A 23,718-nucleotide genomic window follows, 5' to 3' on the forward strand; every position below is an offset into this window, starting at 1 on the left:
TTAAATTGATGAGTTTCCGCCAGGAGTTCCTCTTTTATGTCCTCATCTCGTCTACAACAGCAGTTCATCCGCCTGTGGCAATGCTGCGAAGGTAAGCCTCAGGAAACTACGCTGAACGATCTCGCGGATTTGCTTAACTGCTCCCGCCGCCATATGCGAACGTTACTCAACGCCATGCAGGAAAAAGGCTGGTTAAGCTGGCAGGCCGAAGCAGGAAGGGGCAAACGTTCTCAGCTCACCTTCCTCTATACCGGGCTAGCACTCCAGCAGCAGCGGGCGGAAGATCTGCTGGAGCAGGATCGCATTGATCAGCTGGTGCAGATCGTCGGCGACAAAGCAGCTGTGCGGCAGATGCTTATTTCTCATCTCGGACGCAGTTTCCGCCAGGGCCGTCATATTCTGCGTGTCCTTTACTATCGCCCGCTGCTGAATCTGCTCCCCGGTTCGGCGCTCAGGCGCTCGGAAACCCATATTGCACGCCAGATTTTCAGCGGCCTGACGCGCATAAATGAGGAAAATGGGGAACTCGAGGCGGATATTGCCCACCACTGGCAGCAGGTTTCCCCCTTGCGCTGGCGTTTTTTCTTGCGGCCCGGCATTCATTTCCACCATGGCCGCGAGCTGGACATGCTGGATATCATCTCCTCCCTGCAGCGCATTAACCCTTTGCCGCTGTTTGCCCATATCACGCAGATCACGTCGCCAACCCCCTGGACGCTGGATATCCACCTCAGCCAGCCGGACGACTGGCTGCCCTGGCTGCTGGGCAGCGTTAACGCCATGATCCTGCCGCGTGAATGGACGACAATGCCCGATTTTGCCAGCCAGCCGGTCGGCACCGGGCCTTATTCCGTCGCTCGTAATAACCGCAACCAGCTGAAGATCCACGCGTTTGACGATTACTTCGGCTTTCGGGCGCTGATCGATGAGGTTAATTTCTGGGTGCTGCCGGAAGTTGGCGAAGAGTCCAGCTGTGGCGTCCAGCTGCAGGGCATGCCGGACAGCGAAAAAGCCGTGGAAAGCCGTCCCGAAGAGGGCTGCTACTATCTGCTATTCGATAGCCGCTCAGCGCTCGGCGTGAACGAAGACGTACGCCAGTGGATTGGCCATATCCTTTCGCCGGTGAACCTCATTTACCGTGCCGCGGAGCAGTACCAGCAATACTGGTTCCCGGCCTATGGCCTGCTGCCGCGCTGGCACCATTCCCGTCCGGGCCTCATGCCCACCAAACCAGCCGGTCTGGAAAGCATCACCCTTACCTACTATCGCGATCACGTAGAGCATCGGGTGATCAGCAATATCATGACCGAGCTACTGGCGGAACAGGGCGTGAAGCTGAGGATTCAGGAGGTCGATTACGCCGAGTGGCATCAGGGCGAGGCGGAAAGCGATATCTGGCTTAACAGCGTGAACTTCACCATGCCGCTGGAATACTCCCTTTTTGCCCAGCTTTATGAAGTCCCGCTGATTCAAAAATGCATCCCTATCGACTGGCAGGGCGATGCCCACAGCTGGCACAGTAAAACGCTGGCGCTGCCGGAATGGTGCCAGCAAATGATCGAGCGCAATGACGTTATCCCGTTGATCCATCACTGGTTACGCATTGAGGGGCAGCGCAGTATGCGCGGGGTCAGAATGAATACGCTGGGCTGGTTTGATTTTAAATCTGCCTGGTTTGCTCCGCCTGGCCCATAACGCTTTCGTAACACGGGGGAAATCAGTAGAATCCTCCCTGCTCAACGGGGTGCCAGGACTGTTTGTCCGCGCTGAGATAATACCCGTCGAACCTGATCCGGATAACGCCGGCGAAGGGATTTGAGACAGTCCGCTCAATTCCTTTGCCCCCTTTTACTGAGGTGCAAAGTGTTCAAAAAATTTCTGCCGCTGCTGGCGCTGGTTGCCGCGCCCGTTTTCGCCAAACCTGTATTAACCGTCTACACCTACGACTCGTTTGCCGCCGACTGGGGCCCTGGCCCGGCGGTGAAAAAAGCCTTTGAAGCCGACTGTAGCTGCGAGCTGAAGTTCGTGGCCCTGGAAGATGGCGTTTCGCTGCTGAACCGCGTGCGAATGGAAGGCAAAAACAGCAAAGCAGACGTGGTGCTCGGGCTGGATAACAACCTGCTGGACGCCGCCACACAGACCAAGCTGTTTGCCCCGTCTGGCGTTAACCCCAGCGCACTGCAGGTGCCGGGCGGCTGGAAGAACAGCACCTTCGTGCCTTATGACTACGGCTATTTCGCTTTCGTCTACGACAAGAACAAGCTAAAAAACCCGCCGAAGAGCCTGAAAGAGCTGGTTGAAAGCGACCAGAAATGGAAGGTCATTTACGAAGACCCGCGCACCAGCACGCCGGGGCTTGGCCTGCTGCTGTGGATGCAAAAGGTTTACGGCGATAAGGCTCCGGAAGCCTGGCAAAAGCTGGCGAAGAAAACCGTCACCGTCACCAAAGGCTGGAGCGAAGCTTACGGCCTGTTCCTGAAAGGCGAAGCCGATCTGGTGCTGAGCTACACCACTTCTCCGGCCTACCACATTATCGAAGAGAAGAAGGATAACTACGCCGCGGCGGAGTTCAGCGAAGGGCATTATCTGCAGGTAGAAGTGGCGGGTCGACTGGCTAGCAGCAAGCAGCCCGAGCTTGCCGAGAAGTTTATCAAGTTCATGACAACGCCGGGCTTCCAGAATACCATCGCTACCGGCAACTGGATGTATCCGGTGACCAACGTGGCGTTGCCCGCGGGCTTCGACGGGCTGGTCAAACCCAACACCACGCTGGAGTTTACGCCTGAGCAGGTCGCCACCCAGCGCGCAGCATGGATTAATGAATGGCAACGCGCCGTCAGCCGCTGATACCGGGCTGGCTGTATCCAGGGCTATTTGCCGCGACGCTTGTCGTGGCCGTAGCCCTGGCGGCTTTTCTGGCGCTGTGGTTTAACGCGCCGCAGACGGATGTCTTCGCTATTTTGCAGGACAGCTATCTCTGGCACGTCCTGCGCTTCTCTTTCTGGCAGGCACTCCTTTCCGCCGCGCTTTCCGTCTTGCCGGCAATTTTTTTAGCCCGGGCGCTCTACCGCCGCCGCTTTCCTGGCCGGATGGCGCTGCTGAGACTTTGCGCCATGACGCTGGTTCTGCCGGTGCTGGTTGCGGTATTCGGCATTCTCTCGGTTTACGGCCGCGAAGGCTGGCTGGCAACGCTGTGCGGCTGGCTTGGCCTGGAATGGCGCTTCTCCCCTTATGGCCTGCAGGGAATTTTACTGGCCCACGTCTTCTTTAATATGCCGATGGCGACCCGCCTGCTGCTGCAGGCGCTGGATAACATCCCCACGGAGCAGCGCCAGCTGGCGGCGCAGCTGAATATGCAGGGCTGGCACTTTTTCCGCTTCGTCGAATGGCCCTGGCTGCGCCGACAGCTGCTTCCGGTGGGCGCGCTGATTTTCATGCTTTGCTTCGCGAGCTTCGCCACCGTACTTTCACTGGGCGGCGGCCCACAGGCAACCACCATCGAACTGGCTATCTTTCAGGCGCTAAGCTACGACTACGATCCGGCAAAAGCGGCGCTGTTAGCCCTGCTGCAAATGGCATGCTGCCTCGGTCTGGTGCTGCTAAGCCAGAAGCTAAGCAAGGCGATCCCTGTCGGCGTAAGCCAGCTTCAGGGCTGGCGCGATCCGCAGGATTCTCTGCGCAGAAAGGTCTGCGATGCTCTGCTCATCCTTATGGCCCTGCTGCTGCTGATCCCGCCGCTGCTGGCGGTGATGGTGGACGGCATTAATGGCAGCATGGGCAGCGTGCTGCAGCAGACAGCGCTGTGGAACGCGCTCTGGACTTCGCTGCGCATCGCCGTTGCCGCCGGGCTGATTAGCGTGACGCTAACCCTGATGCTGCTGTGGAGCTCTCGTGAGCTGCGGCTTCGCAACCGTATTTTTGCCGGCCAGGCCATTGAGCTTAGCGGCATGCTGATACTGGCGATGCCGGGGATCGTGCTTGCCACCGGCTTTTTCCTCCTGCTCAACAATAGCGTTGGCCTGCCGCACTCTGCCGACGGCATTGTGATTTTTACCAACGCCCTGATGGCGATTCCCTACGCCCAAAAGGTACTGGAGAACCCCATGCGCGACGTGGCTGAGCGCTACTCTCAGCTTTGCCAGTCGCTGGACATTCGCGGCTTCAATCGCCTGCGATTCATCGAGTTGAAAGCCCTGAAACGCCCGATAGCTCAGGCGCTGGCCTTTGCCTGCGTGCTATCGATTGGCGATTTTGGCGTGGTGGCGCTGTTTGGTAACGAAGATTTTCGCACGCTGCCCTTCTGGCTGTACCAGCAGATCGGTTCCTACCGAAGCCAGGATGGGGCGGTGACGGCGCTGCTCCTGCTGCTGCTCTGTTTTATGCTGTTTACTTTGATTGAAAAACTTCCGGGGCGAGATGCTAACTCTGACTGATGTAACCTGGCTGTACCAGCACTTACCCATGCGCTTTTCCCTGACGATGGCGGCGGGCGAGCGGGTAGCAATTCTTGGGCCGAGCGGCGCAGGGAAAAGTACGTTGTTGAGTCTGGTTGCCGGATTTCTCTGCCCGGAGAGCGGCAGCATTATCCTGAACGGCAGGGATCACACCGGGACGCCACCTTCAGCCCGCCCGGTTTCCATGCTCTTTCAGGAAAATAACCTGTTTAGCCACCTGACGGTTCGACAGAATATCGCCCTGGGAATGCACCCGGGAATGAAGCTTGATGCGGCCCAGCAGCAGCGGCTGCTGGAGATAACCGAACGTGTTGGAATGACGGAAATGCTGGACCGCCTGCCGTCTCAGCTTTCCGGCGGCCAGCGGCAGCGTGTCGCGCTGGCTCGCTGCCTGGTTCGCCAGCAGCCTGTTTTACTGCTGGATGAACCCTTCTCAGCCCTCGATCCTGCGCTGCGCAAAGAGATGCTGCAGCTGCTGGACGAGCTCTGTCAGGAACAGAACATGACGCTGCTGATGGTCTCCCACAGTATTGAAGACGCCGCCAGAATCGCCGGACGCAGCATCGTAGTCAAAGACGGTCGCATCGCCTGGGACGGTGAAACGGCCACTCTGGTAAGCGGCGAGGCAAGCGCCTCGACGCTGCTGGGCATCGGCGATTAGTGCGACAGCACCTTCCACAGAATATCCCAGTAAACGGGCATCAAAGGGTGCTGTAGCAGGGCAACAAAGCTGCCTGCGCCCGCCACCAGCATTAACGGTGCCAGCCAGTTCAGACGAGCACGAGGCAAATAGCGCGTCAGGCGGTCAGTGCCACGCTTGCCGCTGCGGTACCAGCGCCAGCACAGCCAGACCGCGAGCCACAGCAGTAAAGCAACCGCCAGCAGCAGCCACTTGAAGCTGGCGCTTTTCATATCGGCAGGAATGTCTATTACCGCGCCGGCGAGGATCCCGGGCAGAAAATAGAGCGGCGGCCAGAACAGGCAACCGATGATATTTGGCGGCAAAAACTTTGCCAGTGGCAGATCCAGCATCCCGGCAACCATCGGCACCAGCGGCCGCGTCGGGCCGACAAAACGCCCGACCAGAATCGTAAACATGCTGTGCTGATGCAGAGCATGCTCGGTTTTATCCAGCAGCGCCTTGTTCTTCTTCATAAATGACCAGCGGTGCAGCGGCCCTTTAAAACGCTGCCCAAGCCAGAACGAGATCCAGTCTCCCAGCAGACAGCCGACGATCCCGGCACCCCAGGCGTAGTAGAAGTTAACCTGACCGCTGCCGATCAGCGCGCCGAGGCCGGCCATCATCACCGTGCCCGGCAGGATCAGCCCCACCAGCGCCAGCGACTCCAGAAAGGCCACCAGCATCACCGCGATAAGCGAATACGCAACTGACTGTGTAATAAAGTGTTCCAGCAAGGCTTCCATAGGCTTTCCGTCGATGAGCGAGCGGGCGATTCTCCAGAATTAACGTGATGGGCGTCAAGGTCTGATTTCTATGAATAAAGAATAGACGCTAAAGTTCAGGACAATTCGCACGCGTCGCCAATAGTATCGTCGGCAATACTGTATATAAATGCAGTAAGCAGCGGTTTTCTGCGCTATAATCCGGATACTTTACCTGAGAGAGAATGCAGCGTGTCTCAAGCTCGTCAGGGGTTTCTGCTGACCAGACACTGGCGAGATACCCCGCGCGGTACCGAAGTCGATTTCTGGCTGGCCACGGACGATGGCCCACTTAAGGTGCGCCTGCCGCCGCAGGAGTCGGTCGCGTTTATTCCCCAGCCGCAGCTGGCACAGGCCCAACGCCTGCTGGCAGGCGAAGGCCAGTTTCGTCTCACCCCTCTGGAACTTAAAGATTTCCACCGCCAGCCGGTCGCCGGTCTTTACTGCCAGCAACATCGCCAGCTGATGAGGCTGGAAAAGCTGCTGCGTGACGGCGGCGTAACGGTCTATGAGGCAGATATCCGCCCGCCAGAGCGCTTTTTGATGGAGCGTTTTATTACCGCGCCGGTCTGGTTCAGCGGCCATCCTCACGGTGACGCGCTGCTTGAAACCCGACTTAAGCCAGCGCCGGAGTACCGCCCGCCGCTAAAATGGGTCTCTCTCGATATCGAAACCAACCGCCACGGCGAACTTTACTGCATCGGTCTGGAAGGCTGCGGGCAGCGCCATGTCTATATGCTGGGGCCGGAAAACGGCGACGCCAGCGGCCTGGATTTCACGCTGGAATACGTTGCCAGCCGCCCGCTGCTGCTCGAGAAGCTTAACGCCTGGTTTGCCGAGCACGATCCCGACGTGCTGATAGGCTGGAATGTCGTGCAGTTTGACCTTCGTGTGCTGCAAAAAATGGCTGAGCGTTACCAGGTCCCGCTTCGCTTAGGACGCGGTAACAGCCTTTTAGAGTGGCGCGAGCACGGCTTCAAACAGGGCGTTTTCTTTGCCCAGATGGCGGGCCGGGTGATTATCGACGGCATTGAGGCGCTAAAATCGGCATTCTGGAACTTCTCCTCATTCTCCCTGGAAACGGTCTCCCGTGAGCTGCTGGGTGAAGGAAAGTCGATTGATAATCCCTGGGACAGGATGGATGAAATCGACCGCCGCTTTGCCGAGGACAAACCCGCGCTGGCCACCTATAACCTCAAAGACTGCGAGCTGGTCACGCGCATCTTCCACAAAACGGAGCTGATGCCCTTTCTGCTGGAGCGCGCAACGGTTAACGGGCTTCCGCTGGATAAACACGGCGGCTCGGTCGCCGCATTTAGCCACCTCTACTTCCCGCGCATGCATCGCGCAGGCTACGTTGCCCCAAATCTGGGGGAAGTCCCGCCGCAGGCAAGCCCCGGTGGCTATGTCATGGACTCGCGTCCCGGCCTTTACGACTCGGTACTGGTGCTCGACTATAAAAGTCTCTATCCGTCGATTATTCGTACCTTTTTAATCGACCCGGTTGGTCTGGTTGAAGGCACCGCACATCCGGACGCGGAGCATTCCGTGGAGGGGTTTATCGGGGGCTGGTTCTCCCGCGACAAGCATTGCCTGCCTGAAATTGTCAGCCAGATCTGGCACGGTCGCGACGAGGCAAAACGCCACGGCAACAAACCCCTTTCTCAGGCGCTCAAAATCATCATGAACGCTTTCTACGGCGTACTGGGCACCAGCGCCTGCCGCTTCTTCGATCCTCGTCTGGCGTCATCGATCACCATGCGCGGACACGAGATCATGCGCCAGACAAAGGCGCTGATCGAATCTCAGGGCTATGACGTCATCTATGGCGATACGGATTCAACCTTCGTCTGGCTGAAAAAAACCCACGACGAAGAAGAGGCCGCAAAGATTGGCCGCCGGCTGGTAGAGCACGTAAACGGCTGGTGGCGCGAGCATCTGAAAACCACGCAGAACCTGGACTGCGCCCTTGAGCTTGAGTACGAAACGCACTTCTGCCGCTTCCTGATGCCCACCATTCGCGGGACGGATCAGGGCAGTAAAAAACGCTATGCGGGGCTGATTCAGGAGGGGGATGAGCAGCGGATGGTGTTTAAAGGACTCGAAACGGTGCGAACGGACTGGACGCCACTCGCCCAGCAGTTCCAGCAAACGCTCTATCTGCGAATTTTCCGCGGCGAGCCTTATCAGGACTACATCCGCGAGACAATTGCCAGCCTGATGGCGGGCGAGCTGGATTCACAGCTCATTTACCGTAAACGGCTGCGCCGCCCGCTGAGCGAGTATCAGAAAAACGTTCCGCCGCACGTCCGCGCCGCAAGGCTTGCCGATGAGCATAACCAGCGGCTCTCCAGGCCAGCGCAATACCAAAACCGCGGCACGATAAAATATGTCATGACGATGAGCGGCCCGGAACCCATTGATTATCAGCAGACGCCTCTGGACTACGATCACTATCTGACACGCCAGCTACAGCCCGTTGCCGAAGGGATATTGCCCTTCCTTGAGGACGACTTTGCTACACTGATGACGGGGCAGATGGGGCTATTTTAAAATCCTCGTCATAATGCAGCTGACGCCAGGGCGGTAAGGGAGTGCAGCCGATACTGCGGTAATTTGAAGAATGACGAGTACGTGACGAATCCGTTGCCATCCAGTACCATAGCGCCCTTTCTTCGAATCCTTAGACCCAATTTTAAACCACTGCGCCACCTGTGCGCGGTTGCCATGCTATTGCCTGCAAATTTAAGTCACTGAAATAGAGCCGAAAACTTATGCCTTTTACACTTGGTCAACGTTGGATCAGCGATACCGAAAGCGAACTGGGACTGGGAACCGTGGTGGCGCTGGATGCGCGTATGGTTACCCTGCTCTTCCCGGCAACGGGTGAAAATCGTCTGTACGCCAGAAATGACTCCCCGATCACCCGCGTCATGTTTAACCCGGGCGATGTGATTACCAGCCATGAAGGCTGGCAGCTGAAAGTTGATGAAGTTAAGGAAGAAAAGGGTTTACTCGCCTACCTCGGTACTCGTCTCGATACCGAAGAGCAAGAAGTTCTGCTGCGCGAGGTGTTCCTCGACAGCAAGCTGGTCTTCAGCAAGCCGCAGGACCGCCTGTTTGCCGGGCAGATCGACCGCATGGACCGCTTTGCCCTGCGGTTTCGCGCGCGTAAGTACCAAAGCGAGCAATCTCGCCAGATCTGGAGCGGCCTGCGCGGTATGCGCACCAGCCTGATCCCCCACCAGCTGAACATCGCCCACGACGTTGGCCGTCGCCATGCTCCACGCGTCCTGCTCGCCGATGAAGTTGGCCTGGGTAAAACCATTGAAGCCGGGATGATCATCCACCAGCAATTGCTGGCCGGTAGCGCCGAGCGCGTACTGATTGTGGTACCAGAAACCCTTCAGCATCAGTGGCTGGTAGAAATGCTGCGCCGCTTTAACCTGCGCTTCGCGCTGTTTGATGATGAGCGCTACGCGGAAGCCCAGCACGACAGCAGCAACCCGTTTGATACCGAACAGCTGGTGATTTGCTCGCTGGATTTTGTGCGCCGTAATAAGCAGCGTCTGGAAAACCTGTGCGAAGCAGAGTGGGACCTGCTGGTCGTCGATGAAGCCCACCACCTGGTGTGGAGCGAAGAGGCGCCAAGCCGTGAATATCAGGCCATTGAGCAGCTCGCCGAGCATGTTCCTGGCGTCCTGCTGCTGACCGCAACGCCTGAGCAGCTGGGTATGGAAAGCCATTTTGCCCGCCTGCGCCTGCTGGATCCAAACCGCTTCCACGATTTCGACATGTTCGTTGAAGAGCAGCAAAACTACCGCCCGGTCGCCGATGCCGTTGCCCTGCTGCTGGCGGGCGATCGCCTGACGGACGAGCAGCTGAATACCATGGGTGAGCTGATTGGCGAGCAGGATATTGAGCCGCTGCTGCAAACCGCCAACAGCGATCGGGAAGGCAGCGAAGCCGCCCGCCAGGAGCTGGTCTCCATGCTGATGGACAGGCACGGCACCAGCCGCGTGCTGTTCCGTAACACCCGTAACGGAGTGAAGGGCTTCCCGAAACGCGAACTGCATACCATTCGCCTGCCGCTGCCAACGCAGTATCAGACGGCGATCAAAGTGTCCGGCATCATGGCCGCGCGCAAATCCGTTGAGGATCGCGCCCGTGATATGCTCTACCCGGAGCAGATTTATCAGGAGTTTGAAGGCGATACCGGCACCTGGTGGAACTTCGACCCGCGCGTGGAATGGCTGATGGGCTACCTGACCAGCCACCGCTCTCAGAAAGTGCTGGTGATCTGCGCCAAGGCCGCGACGGCGCTTCAGCTTGAGCAGGTTCTGCGCGAGCGTGAAGGTATCCGTGCCGCCGTCTTCCATGAAGGCATGTCGATTATCGAACGCGACCGCGCCGCGGCCTGGTTTGCGGAAGAAGATACCGGCGCTCAGGTGCTGCTGTGTTCCGAAATTGGCTCAGAAGGCCGTAACTTCCAGTTCGCCAGCCAGCTGGTGATGTTTGACCTGCCGTTCAACCCGGATCTGCTGGAGCAGCGTATTGGCCGCCTGGACCGTATCGGCCAGGCGCACGACATCCAGATCCACGTTCCCTACCTGGAAAAAACCGCTCAGTCGGTGCTGGTGGACTGGTACCACTCGGGTCTTGATGCTTTCGAACATACCTGTCCGACCGGCCGCACCATTTATGACAGCGTCTATCCGCAGCTGGTCGAGTATCTTGCGGCCCCGGAAAACACCGAAGGCTTTGATGCCCTGATCAAACAGTGCCGCGAGCAGCACGATGCCCTTAAGCAGCAGCTTGAGCTGGGGCGTGACCGCCTGCTGGAAATTCACTCCAACGGCGGTGAAAAAGCGCAGGCGCTGGCAGAGGCCATTTCAGAACAGGATAACGACACCAACCTCGTTAGCTTCGCCATGAACCTGTTCGACATCGTCGGTATTAACCAGGATGATCGTGGCGACAATATGGTGGTGCTGACCCCGTCCGATCATATGCTGGTTCCGGACTTCCCGGGCCTGCCGGAAGATGGCTGCACTATCACGTTTGAACGTGATGTCGCGCTGTCCCGCGAAGACGCGCAGTTCGTGACCTGGGAACACCCCATCATCCGCAACGGCCTGGATTTGATTCTGTCCGGTGATACCGGAAGCTGCGCCCTGTCCCTGCTGAAGAACAAGGCGCTGCCGGTGGGTACGCTGCTGCTGGAGCTGGTTTATGTTGTTGAGGCCAAGGCGCCTAAGCAGCTGCAGCTCAATCGCTTCCTGCCGCCGACGCCGGTACGCATGCTGGTGGACAAAAACGGGACCAACCTCGCGGCTCAGGTAGAATTTGAAAGCTTCAACCGCCAGCTTAGCGCGGTTAACCGCCACACCGGGAGCAAACTGGTGAACGCGGTGCAGTCCGACGTGCACGCCATTCTTCAACTGGCTGAAGAGAAGGTTGCCGATGCAGCGCAGGCGCTGATCGACGCGGCGCGTGAAGAAGCGGACGAGAAGCTCAGCGCGGAACTGTCCCGCCTGGAAGCGTTGAAGGCCGTGAACCCTAACATTCGTGACGACGAGCTTGCGGCTATCGAAACCAATCGCCAGCAGGTGATGGAAGCCCTGAGCCAGGCAAACTGGCGTCTCGACGCGCTGCGCCTGATTGTCGTGACGCACCAGTAATTATGCGTCGCTTTACTCAAATCATTCGAGTTGCAGCAAGGCGGCAAAAGAGAGAATTCCCAGGAGCTTACTAAAGTAAGTGACTGGGATGACAAATCTGTAGGGAACAGATTTGAACGTTGCTTGCAACGGCCCTGAAAGGGTGAGGCTCATGGATGAGACGAATAACAGAGAGCAGCCAACGCGGCTGCAGCTTGAAGGATGCAGAGTAAATGCTGATGGAACCTTACAATCCGCCTCTTGATCCCTGGCTGGTCATTCTTTATCAGGATGAGCACATCATGGTGGTTAACAAGCCAAGCGGCCTGCTTTCCGTGCCGGGGCGGCTTGAGGAGCATAAAGACAGCGTGATGACGCGCATTCAGCGCGACTTCCCGCTGGCGGAGTCGGTCCATCGGCTGGATATGGCAACCAGCGGCGTGATTGTCGTTGCGCTGACCAAAGCGGCAGAGCGGGAGCTAAAACGTCAGTTCCGCGAACGCGAACCGAAAAAGCAGTACGTGGCTCGCGTCTGGGGCCACCCGCGGCCGGAAGAAGGAGTGGTGGATCTGCCGCTGATTTGTGACTGGCCAAACCGGCCTAAGCAAAAGGTGTGTTACGAGACGGGAAAATCTGCTCAGACCGAGTATCAGGTGCTGGACTACTCGGCGGACACTACCGCCCGTATACAGCTGAAGCCGATTACCGGGCGTTCGCATCAGCTCCGTGTGCATATGCAGGCGCTGGGGCATCCGATTCTCGGCGATCGCTTCTACGCAACACCGGAAGCGCTGGCGATGGCTCCGCGCCTTCAGCTGCATGCCGAAATGCTTACCATCACGCACCCAAGCTATGGCACGCCGATGACTTTTAAAGCTCCGGCGGACTTCTAGAAAAGAAAAGCCTCTCAAATGAGAGGCTTTTTTATTATTTAAACCCTTTAGAGGACTTGATCAGGTCGTATGCGCCCTGTATTTCCTGCGCCTTTTGCTTGGCCATCTGCATCATTTCCGGCGGCAACCCTTTTGCCACCAGCTTATCAGGGTGATGCTCGCTCATAAGCTTACGATAGGCCCGCTTGATCACCGTTGGCTCATCGCTGCTTTTCACGCCCAGCACTTTACAGGCATCTTCCAGCGTCGGCCCTCTTTGCTGCTGTGAGAAGCCGCCCTGAGACTGCTGCTGGTAGTGCCCGCCGCCAAACTGCTGGCCACCCTCCATCATGCGCAGGAACTGGTCGAACTGGCCGCGTGAGATACCCAGCTCTTCGGCAATCACATACAGCACCTGACGCTCGTTCGGATGCAGTGAACCGTCGGCAAACGCGGCCTGAATCTGGATTTCCAGAAACATCCGAATCAGGTCAGAGCGGCCGAAGCAGACGCTACGCATCTGCCTCATCTTTTCTCTCAGCGGATAGTTATTTTCTTTACCGGCACGAAATGCGCGCTGCGCTGCAGCACGGCCTTCGCCGTGAAGCTGCATTTTGTCCATCAGCAAAGAGGCGATTTGAATATCCGCCTCTGTCACCCGCCCTTTCGATTTGGTGAGATGTCCCATCACCTCAAACGTGGTGGAGAAAAACAGCGCCTGACGCTGCTGCTGATTGGCAAACCAGGCTCCGCGACGGCTCCGCGCTTTGTCGAACATATGGCCGACAAGAAAACCAATCACCACTCCCCAAAAGCCGCCGCCCGAGAGTAAACCCAAAGCAACACCCAGTACTTTTCCCCAATACGGCATATACTCCCCAAATCGTCATGCTGTCGTCTAAAATTTGCTTTATCATACCCGCCATTGATAGCGGTGCCTAACGGCATCCTGCTAACGGGCTGGATTAACACTAGCGCTGTGGTGATGAGTACGTTAGTCTCTGACCGTTTGCCTTCGCTATACCCTGATGACGGAACAACAAATAACACGTATGAAAAAACGTATTCCCACCTTGCTGGCCACATTGATTGGTTCAGCCATTTATAGCCAACAAGGTATGGCTGCCGACCTTGCCTCTCAGTGTATGCTGGGTATCCCAAGCTACAATCGTCCTTTGGTTCAGGGCGATGGCAATAACCTGCCGGTCACTATCCAGGCCGATCACGCGAAAGGTGACTACCCGGATAACGCCGTATTTACCGGGAATGTTGACGTCCAGCAGGGCAACAGCCGCCTGCAGTCAGACGAAGTTCAACTTCATCAGAAGCAGGTTGAGGGCCAGCCGGAACCGGTACGCACCGTTGATGCTTTAGGTAATGTGCATTACGACGACGATCAGGTCATCCTGAAAGGTCCGAAAGCATGGTCGAATTTAAATACCAAAGATACTAACGTCTGGAGCGGGGATTACCAGATGGTTGGTCGCCAGGGTCGCGGTACCGCAGACCTGATGAAACAGCGTGGCGACAACCGCTATACCATCCTCGAAAACGGGACCTTTACCTCCTGTCTGCCGGGCTCCAACACCTGGAGCGTGGTCGGCAGCGAAGTCATTCAGGACAGGCAGGAAGAGGTCGCTGAAATCTGGAACGCCCGCTTTAAGCTGGGCCCGGTGCCGGTCTTCTACAGCCCTTATCTCCAGCTCCCGATCGGTGACAAGCGCCGTTCAGGCTTCCTGATCCCCAGCGCCAAATACAGCACCAATAACGGGATTGAGTTCGCGCTTCCGTACTACTGGAACATTGCGCCCAACTTTGATGCCACCATCACGCCGCACTATATCGACAAGCGCGGTGGTATTCAGTGGCAGAACGAATTCCGCTATTTGACGAAAGCGGGTTCAGGCCTGATGGAGTTTGACTACCTGCCGTCTGATGACGAATACAGGAATGAGCCAGGCGTGCCTCAGGGTGAAAAAGATCGCCGCTGGCTGTTCTACTGGAACCACAGCGGGGTAATGGATCAGGTGTGGCGCTTCAACGTCGACTACACAAAAGTCAGCGACTCGCGCTACTTCAACGACTTTAGCTCCCAGTACGGTAACAGCACCGACGGCTACGCTACGCAGAAATTCAGCGTGGGCTACGCGGTTCAAAACTTCGACGCCACGTTATCGACTAAACAGTTCCAGGTCTTTGCTAACCAGGCCGGCGGTAGCTCTTACCGCGCAGAACCTCAGCTGGACGTTAACTTCTACCAGAACGACGTCGGCCCGTTTGATACCCGTGTTTATGCCCAGGCGGTGAAGTTCACCAACGTGAACTCTAATTATCCTGACGCCACGCGTGTTCACCTGGAACCGGTGATCAACCTTCCAGTTTCTAACGGCTGGGCGAGCCTGAATACCGAAGCCAAGCTGATGATGACCCATTATCAGCAGGATAACCTGGATAAGTACAAGCAGAATGTTAACAGCGCGAGTACGCTGGAAAGCACGGTAAACCGCACCCTGCCGCAGTTTAAAATGGACGGCAAACTTATCTTCGATCGCGATATGGACTCCGTTGCCGGCTGGACGCAGACCCTTGAGCCGCGCGCTCAGTACCTCTACGTGCCTTATCGCAACCAAAGCGGGATCAACAACTACGACTCCTCGCTGCTGCAGTCCGACTACAGCGGGCTATTCCGCGACCGTACCTACGGTGGCCTTGACCGTATTGCCTCCGCAAACCAGGTCACGACCGGCCTGACGTCACGTATTTATGATGACGCTTCCGTTGAACGTTTTAACGTATCCGCAGGTCAAATCTACTACTTCACCCAGTCCCGTACCGGGGATGACAACATTAACTGGGAGAAGGATAAGAAAACAGGATCTATGGTCTGGGCCGGTGACACCTACTGGCGCATGACCGATCGCTGGGGCCTGCGCGGCGGCGTACAGTATGATGCGCGGCTTGGCAGCGTGGCAAATGGCAACGGCGCCATTGAGTACCGTCGCGATGCCGATCGTATGGTGCAGTTGACCTACCGTTACGCCAGCCCGGAGTATATTCAGGCAACGTTACCGACGTATTATTCTACCGCCGATCAGTACAAGGAAGGGATATCACAAGTGGGTATGGCCGCCAGCTGGCCGATCGTTGACCGCTGGTCTGTCGTCGGTGCCTACTACTACGATACCAATGCCAGACAGTCCGCTGACTCTATGCTCGCGATACAGTACAACTCTTGTTGCTATGCAATTCGCGTTGGCGTCGAGCGTAAAATCAACGGCTGGGAAAATAACATGAGTAAATACGATAACGTAGTCGGCTTTAACATCGAGCTACGTGGCCTGAGCTCGAATTATGGCCTGGGTATCCCGCAGATGTTGCGTTCCAACATTCTGCCGTACCAAAGCTCGTTGTAATTCACTTTGACGAATACTCTAAATAATCCGCTTTGCGGCTAAGTAAAATGGAAAAAGTATGAAGAACTGGAGAACGCTGCTTCTTGGTGTCGCGCTGGTAGCGAACACGGCTTTTGCAGCCCCACAGGTTGTCGATAAAGTCGCCGCCGTAGTGAACAACGGCGTCGTCCTTGAAAGTGATGTTGATGGCTTAATGCAATCAGTAAAAATGAACGCTCGCGACGCGGGACAGCAGCTTCCCGACGACGCGACGCTGCGCCACCAAATCGTTGAACGTCTGATCATGGATCAAATCATCCTGCAGATGGGCCAGAAGATGGGCGTGAAGATAACTGACGACGAGCTCGATCAGGCTATCGCTAACATCGCTAAGCAGAACAACATGACTCTGGATCAGATGCGCAGCCGTCTGGCCTATGACGGCGTGAACTACAGCACTTACCGCAATCAGATTCGTAAAGAGATGACGATCTCAGAAGTGCGCAACAACGAAGTGCGCCGTCGCGTCTCCATCCTGCCGCAGGAGGTTGACTCCCTGGCACAGCAGGTCGGTAACCAGAACGACAGCAGCACAGAGCTGAACCTCAGCCACATTTTGATCGCCCTGCCGGAAAACCCGAGCTCCGCTCAGGTTGACGATGCGGAAAAACAGGCGCGTAACGTAGTCGAGCAGGCAAATAGCGGGGCTGACTTTGGTAAACTTGCCATCAGCTATTCAGCCGACCAGCAGGCGCTGAAAGGCGGCCAGATGGGCTGGGGCCGTATCCAGGAGCTGCCATCGATCTTCGCCCAGGCGCTCAGCACGGCGAAAAAAGGCGACATTATCGGCCCGATTCGTTCCGGCGTTGGTTTCCATATCCTGAAAGTTAACGATCTTCGCGGTCAGAGCCAGAATATCTCGGTAACTGAGGTTCACGCTCGCCATATTCTGCTGAAAACCTCCCCGATTCTGAACGATAATCAGGCGCGTCAGAAGCTGGAACAGATTGCTGCAGACATTAAGAGCGGGAAGACCACCTTTGCCGCGGCGGCAAAAGAGTTTTCTGACGATCCAGGCTCAGCAAACCAGGGCGGTGACCTGGGCTGGGCAGCAACGGACATCTACGATCCGGCCTTCCGTGATGCGCTGCAGAAGCTGAATAAAGGCCAGTTGAGCGCGCCGGTGCACTCCTCCTTTGGCTGGCACCTGATCGAACTGCTGGACACCCGTAAAGTCGACAGAACCGATGCGGCACAAAAAGATCGAGCGTACCGCATGCTGTTCAACCGCAAGTTCTCCGAAGAAGCGCAAACCTGGATGCAGGAACAGCGCGCCAGCGCTTACGTCAAAATCATAGGCAGCAATGGCTAACATCTTTCGTGTGACCATCACTCCCGGCGAACCCGCCGGGATTGGTCCCGACCTGGTCGTCGCGTTAGCGCAACGCGACTGGCCCGTTGAACTGGTCGTCTGCGCTTCTCCCGATTTGTTACTCGCCAGAGCATCCCTGCTCGGCCTCCCCCTGACGCTACAGCCCTTCCGGGCAGAACAACCGGCAAAACCGCAGGCCGCTGGCACATTGACGGTGCTGCCGGTTGAGCTGCAGGCGCCGGTCGTTGCAGGGCAGCTGGATGTGCGTAACAGCGCCTATGTGGTTGAGACGCTGGCCCGCGCCTGCGATGGCTGCCTGAGCGGAGAATTTGCCGCCCTGATTACCGGCCCGGTACACAAAGGCATCATCAACGATGCTGGTATCCCGTTTATTGGCCATACCGAGTTCTTCGAAGAACGTTCACACAGCGAAAAAGTGGTTATGATGCTGGCGACGGAAGAGCTTCGCGTTGCGCTGGCCACGACCCATCTGCCGCTGAAGGCAATTTCTGACGCCATTACGCCGGATTTACTACGCCAGATTGTCACCATCCTGTATCATGACCTGCAGACCAAATTTGGTATCCCGCAGCCGCATATTCTGGTCTGTGGTCTCAATCCGCACGCCGGGGAAGGTGGCCACATGGGCACCGAAGAGATAGACACCATTATTCCGGTGCTAAATGAGATGCGCGCTTCAGGGATGAACCTTTCTGGCCCACTTCCGGCAGATACGCTATTCCAACCCAAATACCTCGAGAGTGCAGACGCCGTACTGGCGATGTATCACGATCAGGGGCTGCCCGTGTTGAAATACCAGGGCTTCGGCCGCGCGGTGAATATCACGCTGGGATTACCTTTTATCCGCACCTCGGTTGACCATGGCACGGCTCTTGAGCTGGCAGGCCAGGGAAAAGCCGACGTCGGCAGTTTTATTACGGCGCTTAACCTCGCCATTAAAATGATTGTTAATAGTCAATGAATACTCGAGTCCACCAGGGCCACCTTGCCCGCAAACGTTTTGGACAAAACTTCCTTAATGACCAGTTCGTTATCGACAGTATTGTTTCCGCCATTAACCCACAGCCAGGCCAGGCGATGGTCGAGATCGGTCCGGGCCTCGGCGCCTTAACCGAGCCTGTGGGCGAACGCATGGATAAAATGACCGTTATCGAACTGGACCGCGATCTCGCCGCCCGTTTGCAAACCCATCCGTTCCTTGCGCCCAAGCTGACCATCTATCAGCAGGATGCCATGACCATGGATTTCGGCGACCTTTCGCAGAAAATCGGCCAGCCGTTGCGCGTCTTCGGTAACCTGCCGTATAACATCTCTACGCCGCTGATGTTCCACCTCTTTAGCTATACTGATGCCATTGCAGACATGCATTTTATGCTGCAAAAAGAGGTGGTTAACCGCCTGGTCGCCGGGCCAAACAGTAAAGCATACGGCCGCCTGTCGGTAATGGCGCAGTACTACTGCAACGTCATTCCTGTGCTTGAAGTCCCGCCAACGGCGTTCACTCCGGCACCGAAGGTAGATTCAGCCGTTGTACGCCTGGTGCCACACGCTACCTTGCCAAATCCGGTAAAAGATCTGCGCGTGCTGAGCCGCATTACGACGGAAGCCTTCAACAAGCGTCGTAAAACCATCCGCAACAGCCTTGGCCACTTGTTCAGTGCCGAAGTGCTGGCGGAGCTGGGCGTCGATGCTACACTGCGTGCAGAAAACATTTCCGTTGCTCAGTACTGCAAGCTTGCAAACTATCTGGCTGATAACCCGCAGCAGCCGTCGGAGAGCTAAACTATGCTTGATTCGCCCCGCGTATGTGTTCAGGTACAAAGCTGTTATATCGAGTCGCAGTCCTCGCCTGAGGATGAGCGTTTCGTCTTTGCGTACACCGTCACTATCCGCAACCTGGGGCGAACGCCGGTTCAGCTTCTTGGCCGTTACTGGTTAATCACCAACGGTAACGGTCGGGAAACCGAGGTTCAGGGCGAAGGTGTTGTCGGCGAGCAGCCGCACATTGAGCCGGGCAGCGACTACCAGTACACCAGCGGAGCGGTCATCGAAACGCCGCTCGGTACCATGCAGGGCCATTATGAAATGGTCGATGCGCAGGGAGAGACCTTTAAGGTCGAGATTCCCGTTTTCCGTCTGGCCATTCCAACCTTTATTCACTGATACCATGTCTACCTATCTGATTGGCGATGTTCACGGCTGCTACGATGAACTGATCGCGTTATTGCAGCAGGTTAATTTCAATCCTGAAGAAGATACGCTATGGCTGACGGGCGATCTGGTGGCCCGTGGGCCAGCCTCGCTGGAAGTCCTGCGCTATGTTCGCAGCCTCGGAGACAGCGTACGCATGGTGCTTGGCAACCATGACCTGCATCTGTTAGCCGTCTTTGCAGGCATCAGCCGCAACAAACCCAAAGATCGCATCACGCCGCTGCTGGAGGCGCCGGACGCAGACGAGCTGCTCAACTGGCTTCGCCGCCAGCCGCTTATTCAGGTGGATGAAGAGAAAAAGCTGGTTATGTCGCACGCGGGGATCACCCCGCAGTGGGATCTCGCTACCGCGCAGGCCTGCGCGCGTGACGTTGAAGCCGTTTTGTCGAGCGACAGCTACCCGCTCTTTCTGGACGCGATGTACGGTGATATGCCCAACAACTGGTCGAGCGATCTGTCGGGCCTGGCTCGTCTGCGCTTTATCACCAACTCGCTCACGCGCATGCGCTACTGCTTCCCTAATGGCCAACTGGATATGTACTGCAAGGATACGCCAGACAAGGCCCCTTCCCCGCTTAAGCCCTGGTTCGCGATCCCAGGCCCCGTTACCGCCGAATATTCCGTCGCCTTTGGTCACTGGGCATCGCTGGAAGGAAAAGGGACGCCGGATGGCATCTATGCGCTGGATACTGGATGCTGCTGGGGAGGGGATCTCACCTGCCTGCGCTGGGAAGATAAAAGCTGGTTCGCACAGCCTTCAAACCGCCAGCAGGATAACGGTGAAAGTCAGGCGGCCGTCGCCTCTTAAGAGAGCGCCCTCTCCCACAGGAAGAGGGCTAAAAACTAGCGACGTTCCAGGATTTCGAAGCAGTAACCGTGCGAGTTGTTCTCGTCGGCATCATGGAATTCGCTGAAGGTTGACTGCCACTCATCCGGATCGTAATCCGGGAAATGGGTATCCCCTTCTACTTCCGCATCAATATGGGTCAGGTACAGACGCTGCGCCTTCGGCAGGAACTGCTCGTATACGCGTCCTCCGCCAATCACCATAATCTCTTCGGCATCGCCACAGGCTTTGATCGCCTCTTCTACCGATTTCACCCACTCAACGCGATCGTCACTGCCGGCCTGGCTGCTGATGACGATGTTTTTACGTCCCGGCAGCGGGCGGCCAATAGACTCCCAGGTCAGGCGTCCCATAACGACTGGTTTGTTTAGCGTATTACGCTTAAACCAGGCCAGGTCGCCAGGCAAATCCCATGGCATGGCGTTTTCCATGCCGATAACGCGATCTACCGCTAAAGCAGCAATCAGACTGATCATTCGTATAACCTAAGGGTGATGAAAAAAATTGCCGCCACTATACGGAAAGCGCAATCTTTCGTCGACAGGGGGCGAGCCGCGTAACGAGAATTTTTTTTATTCTGCGACGTCCGGTACGCCTCAATGTTCAACTGCGGGATATGGAACAAGGGGTTAGCGTTAACCCCCGTTCATTATAAGGAAAAGTAAATATTTTTTAGCGGGATCACTCTACTGGTCTGGCCGGAGGCTCGTCAGAAAGTTTACCGCTGTGGAGTCCCTCTTTGGTGCCCTGCCACCCATCTTGCTGAATCACATGCAGATGCGCACGATCCTCATTGATCACCTCCGTCAGCATGGCGCTGTTGCGCTTAAAGACGTCGGCTCGTTCGGCGGTCTTATCGTCGGTTGGCACCATCTCTTCCAGCATCTGCAGGTTAAAGCGGCGGAAGTGATCGGCCCTTTCACGCGCCTCATATTTCCCCACGCCCAGCCCTTCCAGCGCACGTCGGCCAATCTTCAGCGAACTTTCGAACGTTTCACGCTCCGGCATCTCCACTCCCGCCTGACGCAGGCGAATGTAGTGATTTATATCGCGCGCCCGGGCAAGGATCTGCAGATGGGGGAAGTTCTCCTTCGCCAGTTCCGTCAGCTGCATATTCGCTTCGGGATCGTCGATGGCGTTAATCAGCACTTCAGCGCCCGCTGCGCCGGCGGATTCAAGCAGGTCAACGCGGGTGGCATCGCCATAAAACACCTTGGTGCCAAATTTTCGCAGTGTTTCAATATGGTCTGGATCGTGATCCAGAATGACCACATTCACGCCGCTGCTCAGCAGCAAACGGCCAGCAATCTGCCCAAAGCGCCCGAAGCCCGCAATAATGACCCGAGGCTGCTCTTCATCAATCTCGTCGGCCTCTCCGGCCTGCTCGCTTCCCGTTTTCTCCAGCCGGTTCAGCAGCACCAGCAGCAGAGGCGTCGCCGCCATTGAGAGCGCAACGGCGAGGGTCAGCGATTTCGACCAGCCATCGTCCAGCACATGCGCCATATGCGACGCGCCGAAGATAACAAAGGCGAACTCACTGCCCTGGCCCAGCAGTACAGCAAACCAACGCCGCTGCCTGCGCGGCACCTTCAGCGGCTTAGCAACCAGCCAGAGCATCAAGGTTTTAATCACCAGGAAGCCGACCAGCAGGATAAGAATACGCAGCGGGTTTTCGAGCAGGGTGCCAAAGTCGATAGACATCCCGACGCCGATAAAGAACAGGCCAAGCAGCAGGCCTTTAAACGGCTCGATATCGCTTTCCAGCGCATGGCGATATTCGGAGCTGGCTAACAGTACACCGGCAAGAAACGCCCCCATCGCCATCGACAGCCCGGCCTCTTCAAGCAGCAGGCCAAAACCAAAGACCAGGAAGAGCGCAACGGCGCTGAACACTTCGCGCAGGCCGGAGCGCGCAACAAACCGCAGCACGGGGCGAGTGACATAGCGCCCAAGCAGGACGACCAGCGCAAGCGCTGCAACCACCTTAAGGGCAGAAAGTAAAAAGGTCGCGAAGGTCATCGTGCCGCCGCTGTTGGCCAGCAGCGGGATCATCGCCACCAGAGGGATCGCCGCAATATCCTGGAACAGCAGTACGGCAAAGGCACGCCGCCCCATTGGCGTGACGGTCAGGTTGCGTTCGTTCATCGCCTGCATGGCAATCGCGGTTGAGGACAGCGCAAGCGTCAGGCCGATAAGCAAGGCGATTTTCCAGTTGAGCCCCATGGCGATACAGAATGCGCCAAGCGCCAGCCCACAGGCGGCCATCTGCAGAAAGCCGCCGCCAAACACCGAGGCACGCAGCGTCCATAGCCGCTGGGGATCAAGCTCCAGCCCGATGACAAAGAGCATCAGCACCACGCCGATTTCTGCAAAATGCAGAATGGTTTCGGCATCGGTTACCAGGCCCAATCCCCAGGGCCCGATAATACAGCCGGCTATCAGGTAGCCGAGGACCGATCCCAGCCCGAGACGCATGGCAATGGGAACGATAAGCGCGGCTGAACCAAGGTAAATCAGCGCCTGAATTAAGCTATGGCTATCCACGGCGAGCCTCCTGCCAGTCAATTAAGCGTTGCTTATAATCATCCGCCTGGCGGGCAAGCGTGAATTCGTCACAAACAAAGGTGAAATGGATGGCGAAACTCGGCAGCCAGTTCATGCCGCAGTAAAGCGCCGTTGCCTGCAAAGGTTGAGCAAGCACTTCAAAGCCTGGGTGATCCCCCAGTTCGAAATGTTTTTCGCTGCCGCCGGTGGTCACCGCCCAGATAATGTCTTTGCCGTGCAGGGCATTGCCGCCCTTACCGTATGCCCAGCCGTGCGAGAGAACTTTGTCTATCCATAATTTCATTAGCGGCGGCGTGCTGTACCACTGCATAGGATGCTGCCAGATAACGAGATCGGCACGGCTCAGCGCCTGCTGCTCAGCGGCAATATCAATATTGAAATCGGGATAAAGTTCATAGAGGGAGCGAACCTCTACCCCCGGTAACGTCTTCGCCCGCTCAATCATTTGCCGGTTGGCGTGCGAGTGCTGGGGATAGGGGTGCGCATAAATTATAAGAATCATTGTTAAGCCTGTCTTCACTACTGCCTTTAATGACAGTGAGTTTAGTCAGTTAATCGACAGGCTAACAGTCAATATTGCTGAGTAAGTTGTTGGATATTTCTTAACTAGTTATCCAGCTCGCTCATTTCTTTCACCTGGTCGCGATTGATCTGCTCGGTTTTCCCCGTTTCGGCATTTTTGTAAGAGACCAGTCCGGTATCTTTATCAACCTGAGGTTTGCCATCGGTCACAATCGTTTTGCCATCGCTCGTTTTAACGGCCTGATTTGATGAGCAACCTGCAACGGTCAACAGCGTAGCGGCAGCGAAAAGGGAAGCGAGTAAAGTCTGTTTGTGCATGGTTTTCTCCCAGCGAGTTAGTCATTTTAAGTTGTGTGCTG

General features: G+C 56.6%; 19 protein-coding genes and 1 riboswitch. Of the genes, 13 read left to right on the forward strand and 6 right to left on the reverse strand.

Features of this window, described 5'->3' with window-relative positions:
- Window positions 1–36: 36 nt before the first annotated feature.
- The 4 genes from sgrR (at window position 37) to thiQ (ending at window position 5,115) form a co-directional block, all read left to right on the forward strand.
- On the forward strand, window positions 37–1,695 hold the full coding sequence (gene sgrR / locus EL098_RS18770; protein ID WP_126357567.1) for an HTH-type transcriptional regulator SgrR: 1,659 nt from the start codon (window positions 37–39) through the stop codon (window positions 1,693–1,695).
- Between the two features lie 35 nt (window positions 1,696–1,730).
- Window positions 1,731–1,832, forward strand: a riboswitch (TPP riboswitch).
- Window positions 1,833–1,863: 31 nt separating this feature from the next.
- Window positions 1,864–2,847, forward strand: a complete 984-nt coding sequence (gene thiB / locus EL098_RS18775; RefSeq protein WP_126357568.1) for a thiamine ABC transporter substrate binding subunit — start codon at window positions 1,864–1,866, stop codon at window positions 2,845–2,847.
- Window positions 2,823–4,433 carry a thiamine/thiamine pyrophosphate ABC transporter permease ThiP gene (gene thiP / locus EL098_RS18780; RefSeq protein WP_126357569.1) on the forward strand — a complete coding sequence of 537 codons (1,611 nt, stop codon included), beginning with the start codon at window positions 2,823–2,825 and terminating at the stop codon, window positions 4,431–4,433. Before thiB ends, thiP begins: the two co-directional genes overlap by 25 nt.
- A complete protein-coding gene (gene thiQ, locus EL098_RS18785) occupies window positions 4,417–5,115 on the forward strand; it encodes a thiamine ABC transporter ATP-binding protein ThiQ (RefSeq protein WP_126357570.1) in 699 nt (232 codons plus the stop codon). Before thiP ends, thiQ begins: the two co-directional genes overlap by 17 nt.
- On the opposite strand, the gene EL098_RS18790 is transcribed toward thiQ, so the two are convergent.
- Entirely contained in the window at window positions 5,112–5,879 is a 768-nt protein-coding gene (locus tag EL098_RS18790) for a DedA family protein (RefSeq protein WP_126357571.1), read from the reverse strand. The genes thiQ and EL098_RS18790 overlap by 4 nt on opposite strands.
- A 210-nt stretch (window positions 5,880–6,089) precedes the next feature.
- Between EL098_RS18790 and polB the strand changes: the two genes are divergently transcribed.
- From polB to rluA, 3 genes are all read left to right on the forward strand, one after another.
- Window positions 6,090–8,450: a DNA polymerase II gene (polB, locus tag EL098_RS18795; protein ID WP_126357572.1), complete on the forward strand. Its 2,361-nt coding sequence runs from the start codon at window positions 6,090–6,092 to the stop codon at window positions 8,448–8,450.
- A gap of 221 nt (window positions 8,451–8,671) precedes the next feature.
- Window positions 8,672–11,578 carry an RNA polymerase-associated protein RapA gene (rapA, locus tag EL098_RS18800; protein ID WP_126357573.1) on the forward strand — a complete coding sequence of 969 codons (2,907 nt, stop codon included), beginning with the start codon at window positions 8,672–8,674 and terminating at the stop codon, window positions 11,576–11,578.
- A gap of 212 nt (window positions 11,579–11,790) precedes the next feature.
- Window positions 11,791–12,450: a bifunctional tRNA pseudouridine(32) synthase/23S rRNA pseudouridine(746) synthase RluA gene (gene rluA / locus EL098_RS18805; protein ID WP_126357574.1), complete on the forward strand. Its 660-nt coding sequence runs from the start codon at window positions 11,791–11,793 to the stop codon at window positions 12,448–12,450.
- Between the two features lie 34 nt (window positions 12,451–12,484).
- On the opposite strand, the gene djlA is transcribed toward rluA, so the two are convergent.
- Window positions 12,485–13,300 (reverse strand): co-chaperone DjlA, encoded by an 816-nt coding sequence (djlA, locus tag EL098_RS18810; RefSeq protein ID WP_126357575.1) that lies wholly within the window; start codon window positions 13,298–13,300, stop codon window positions 12,485–12,487.
- A 181-nt stretch (window positions 13,301–13,481) separates the two neighbouring features.
- On the opposite strand from djlA, the gene lptD reads away from it, so the two are divergent.
- From lptD to apaH, 6 genes are read left to right on the forward strand one after another with little or no spacing between them, the layout of a single operon-like run.
- Entirely contained in the window at window positions 13,482–15,842 is a 2,361-nt protein-coding gene (lptD, locus tag EL098_RS18815; RefSeq protein WP_126357576.1) for an LPS assembly protein LptD, read from the forward strand.
- Window positions 15,843–15,900: 58 nt separating this feature from the next.
- Window positions 15,901–17,193 (forward strand): peptidylprolyl isomerase SurA, encoded by a 1,293-nt coding sequence (gene surA / locus EL098_RS18820; protein ID WP_126357577.1) that lies wholly within the window; start codon window positions 15,901–15,903, stop codon window positions 17,191–17,193.
- Complete coding sequence (gene pdxA, locus EL098_RS18825) at window positions 17,186–18,175, forward strand: 4-hydroxythreonine-4-phosphate dehydrogenase PdxA (protein ID WP_126357578.1); 990 nt, start codon at window positions 17,186–17,188, stop codon at window positions 18,173–18,175. The genes surA and pdxA overlap by 8 nt, the downstream gene beginning before the upstream one ends.
- Complete coding sequence (gene rsmA, locus EL098_RS18830) at window positions 18,172–18,996, forward strand: 16S rRNA (adenine(1518)-N(6)/adenine(1519)-N(6))-dimethyltransferase RsmA (protein ID WP_126357579.1); 825 nt, start codon at window positions 18,172–18,174, stop codon at window positions 18,994–18,996. Before pdxA ends, rsmA begins: the two co-directional genes overlap by 4 nt.
- 3 nt (window positions 18,997–18,999) lie before the next feature.
- A complete protein-coding gene (gene apaG / locus EL098_RS18835) occupies window positions 19,000–19,377 on the forward strand; it encodes a Co2+/Mg2+ efflux protein ApaG (protein ID WP_126357580.1) in 378 nt (125 codons plus the stop codon).
- 4 nt (window positions 19,378–19,381) lie between these two features.
- On the forward strand, window positions 19,382–20,233 hold the full coding sequence (apaH, locus tag EL098_RS18840) for a bis(5'-nucleosyl)-tetraphosphatase (symmetrical) ApaH (RefSeq protein ID WP_126357581.1): 852 nt from the start codon (window positions 19,382–19,384) through the stop codon (window positions 20,231–20,233).
- Window positions 20,234–20,268: 35 nt separating this feature from the next.
- Here the strand turns inward: apaH and folA are convergent, their stop codons facing one another.
- The 4 genes from folA to EL098_RS18860 all read right to left on the reverse strand — a co-directional run bounded on the left by folA (window position 20,269) and on the right by EL098_RS18860 (window position 23,677).
- Entirely contained in the window at window positions 20,269–20,748 is a 480-nt protein-coding gene (gene folA, locus EL098_RS18845; protein WP_126357582.1) for a type 3 dihydrofolate reductase, read from the reverse strand.
- Between the two features lie 205 nt (window positions 20,749–20,953).
- Window positions 20,954–22,816, reverse strand: coding sequence for a glutathione-regulated potassium-efflux system protein KefC (gene kefC / locus EL098_RS18850; RefSeq protein WP_126357583.1), 1,863 nt, complete (start codon window positions 22,814–22,816; stop codon window positions 20,954–20,956).
- Window positions 22,809–23,339 carry a glutathione-regulated potassium-efflux system oxidoreductase KefF gene (gene kefF / locus EL098_RS18855; RefSeq protein ID WP_126357584.1) on the reverse strand — a complete coding sequence of 177 codons (531 nt, stop codon included), beginning with the start codon at window positions 23,337–23,339 and terminating at the stop codon, window positions 22,809–22,811. The genes kefC and kefF overlap by 8 nt, the downstream gene beginning before the upstream one ends.
- Window positions 23,340–23,443: 104 nt before the next feature.
- The gene (locus EL098_RS18860) at window positions 23,444–23,677 is read right to left on the reverse strand and encodes a YgdI/YgdR family lipoprotein (RefSeq protein ID WP_126357585.1); all 234 of its coding nucleotides are present in this window, start codon (window positions 23,675–23,677) and stop codon (window positions 23,444–23,446) included.
- Between the last annotated feature and the right edge of the window lie 41 nt (window positions 23,678–23,718).

The organism is Cedecea lapagei, assembly GCF_900635955.1.
In the GTDB taxonomy this organism is placed as follows: Bacteria; Pseudomonadota; Gammaproteobacteria; order Enterobacterales; family Enterobacteriaceae; genus Cedecea; species Cedecea lapagei.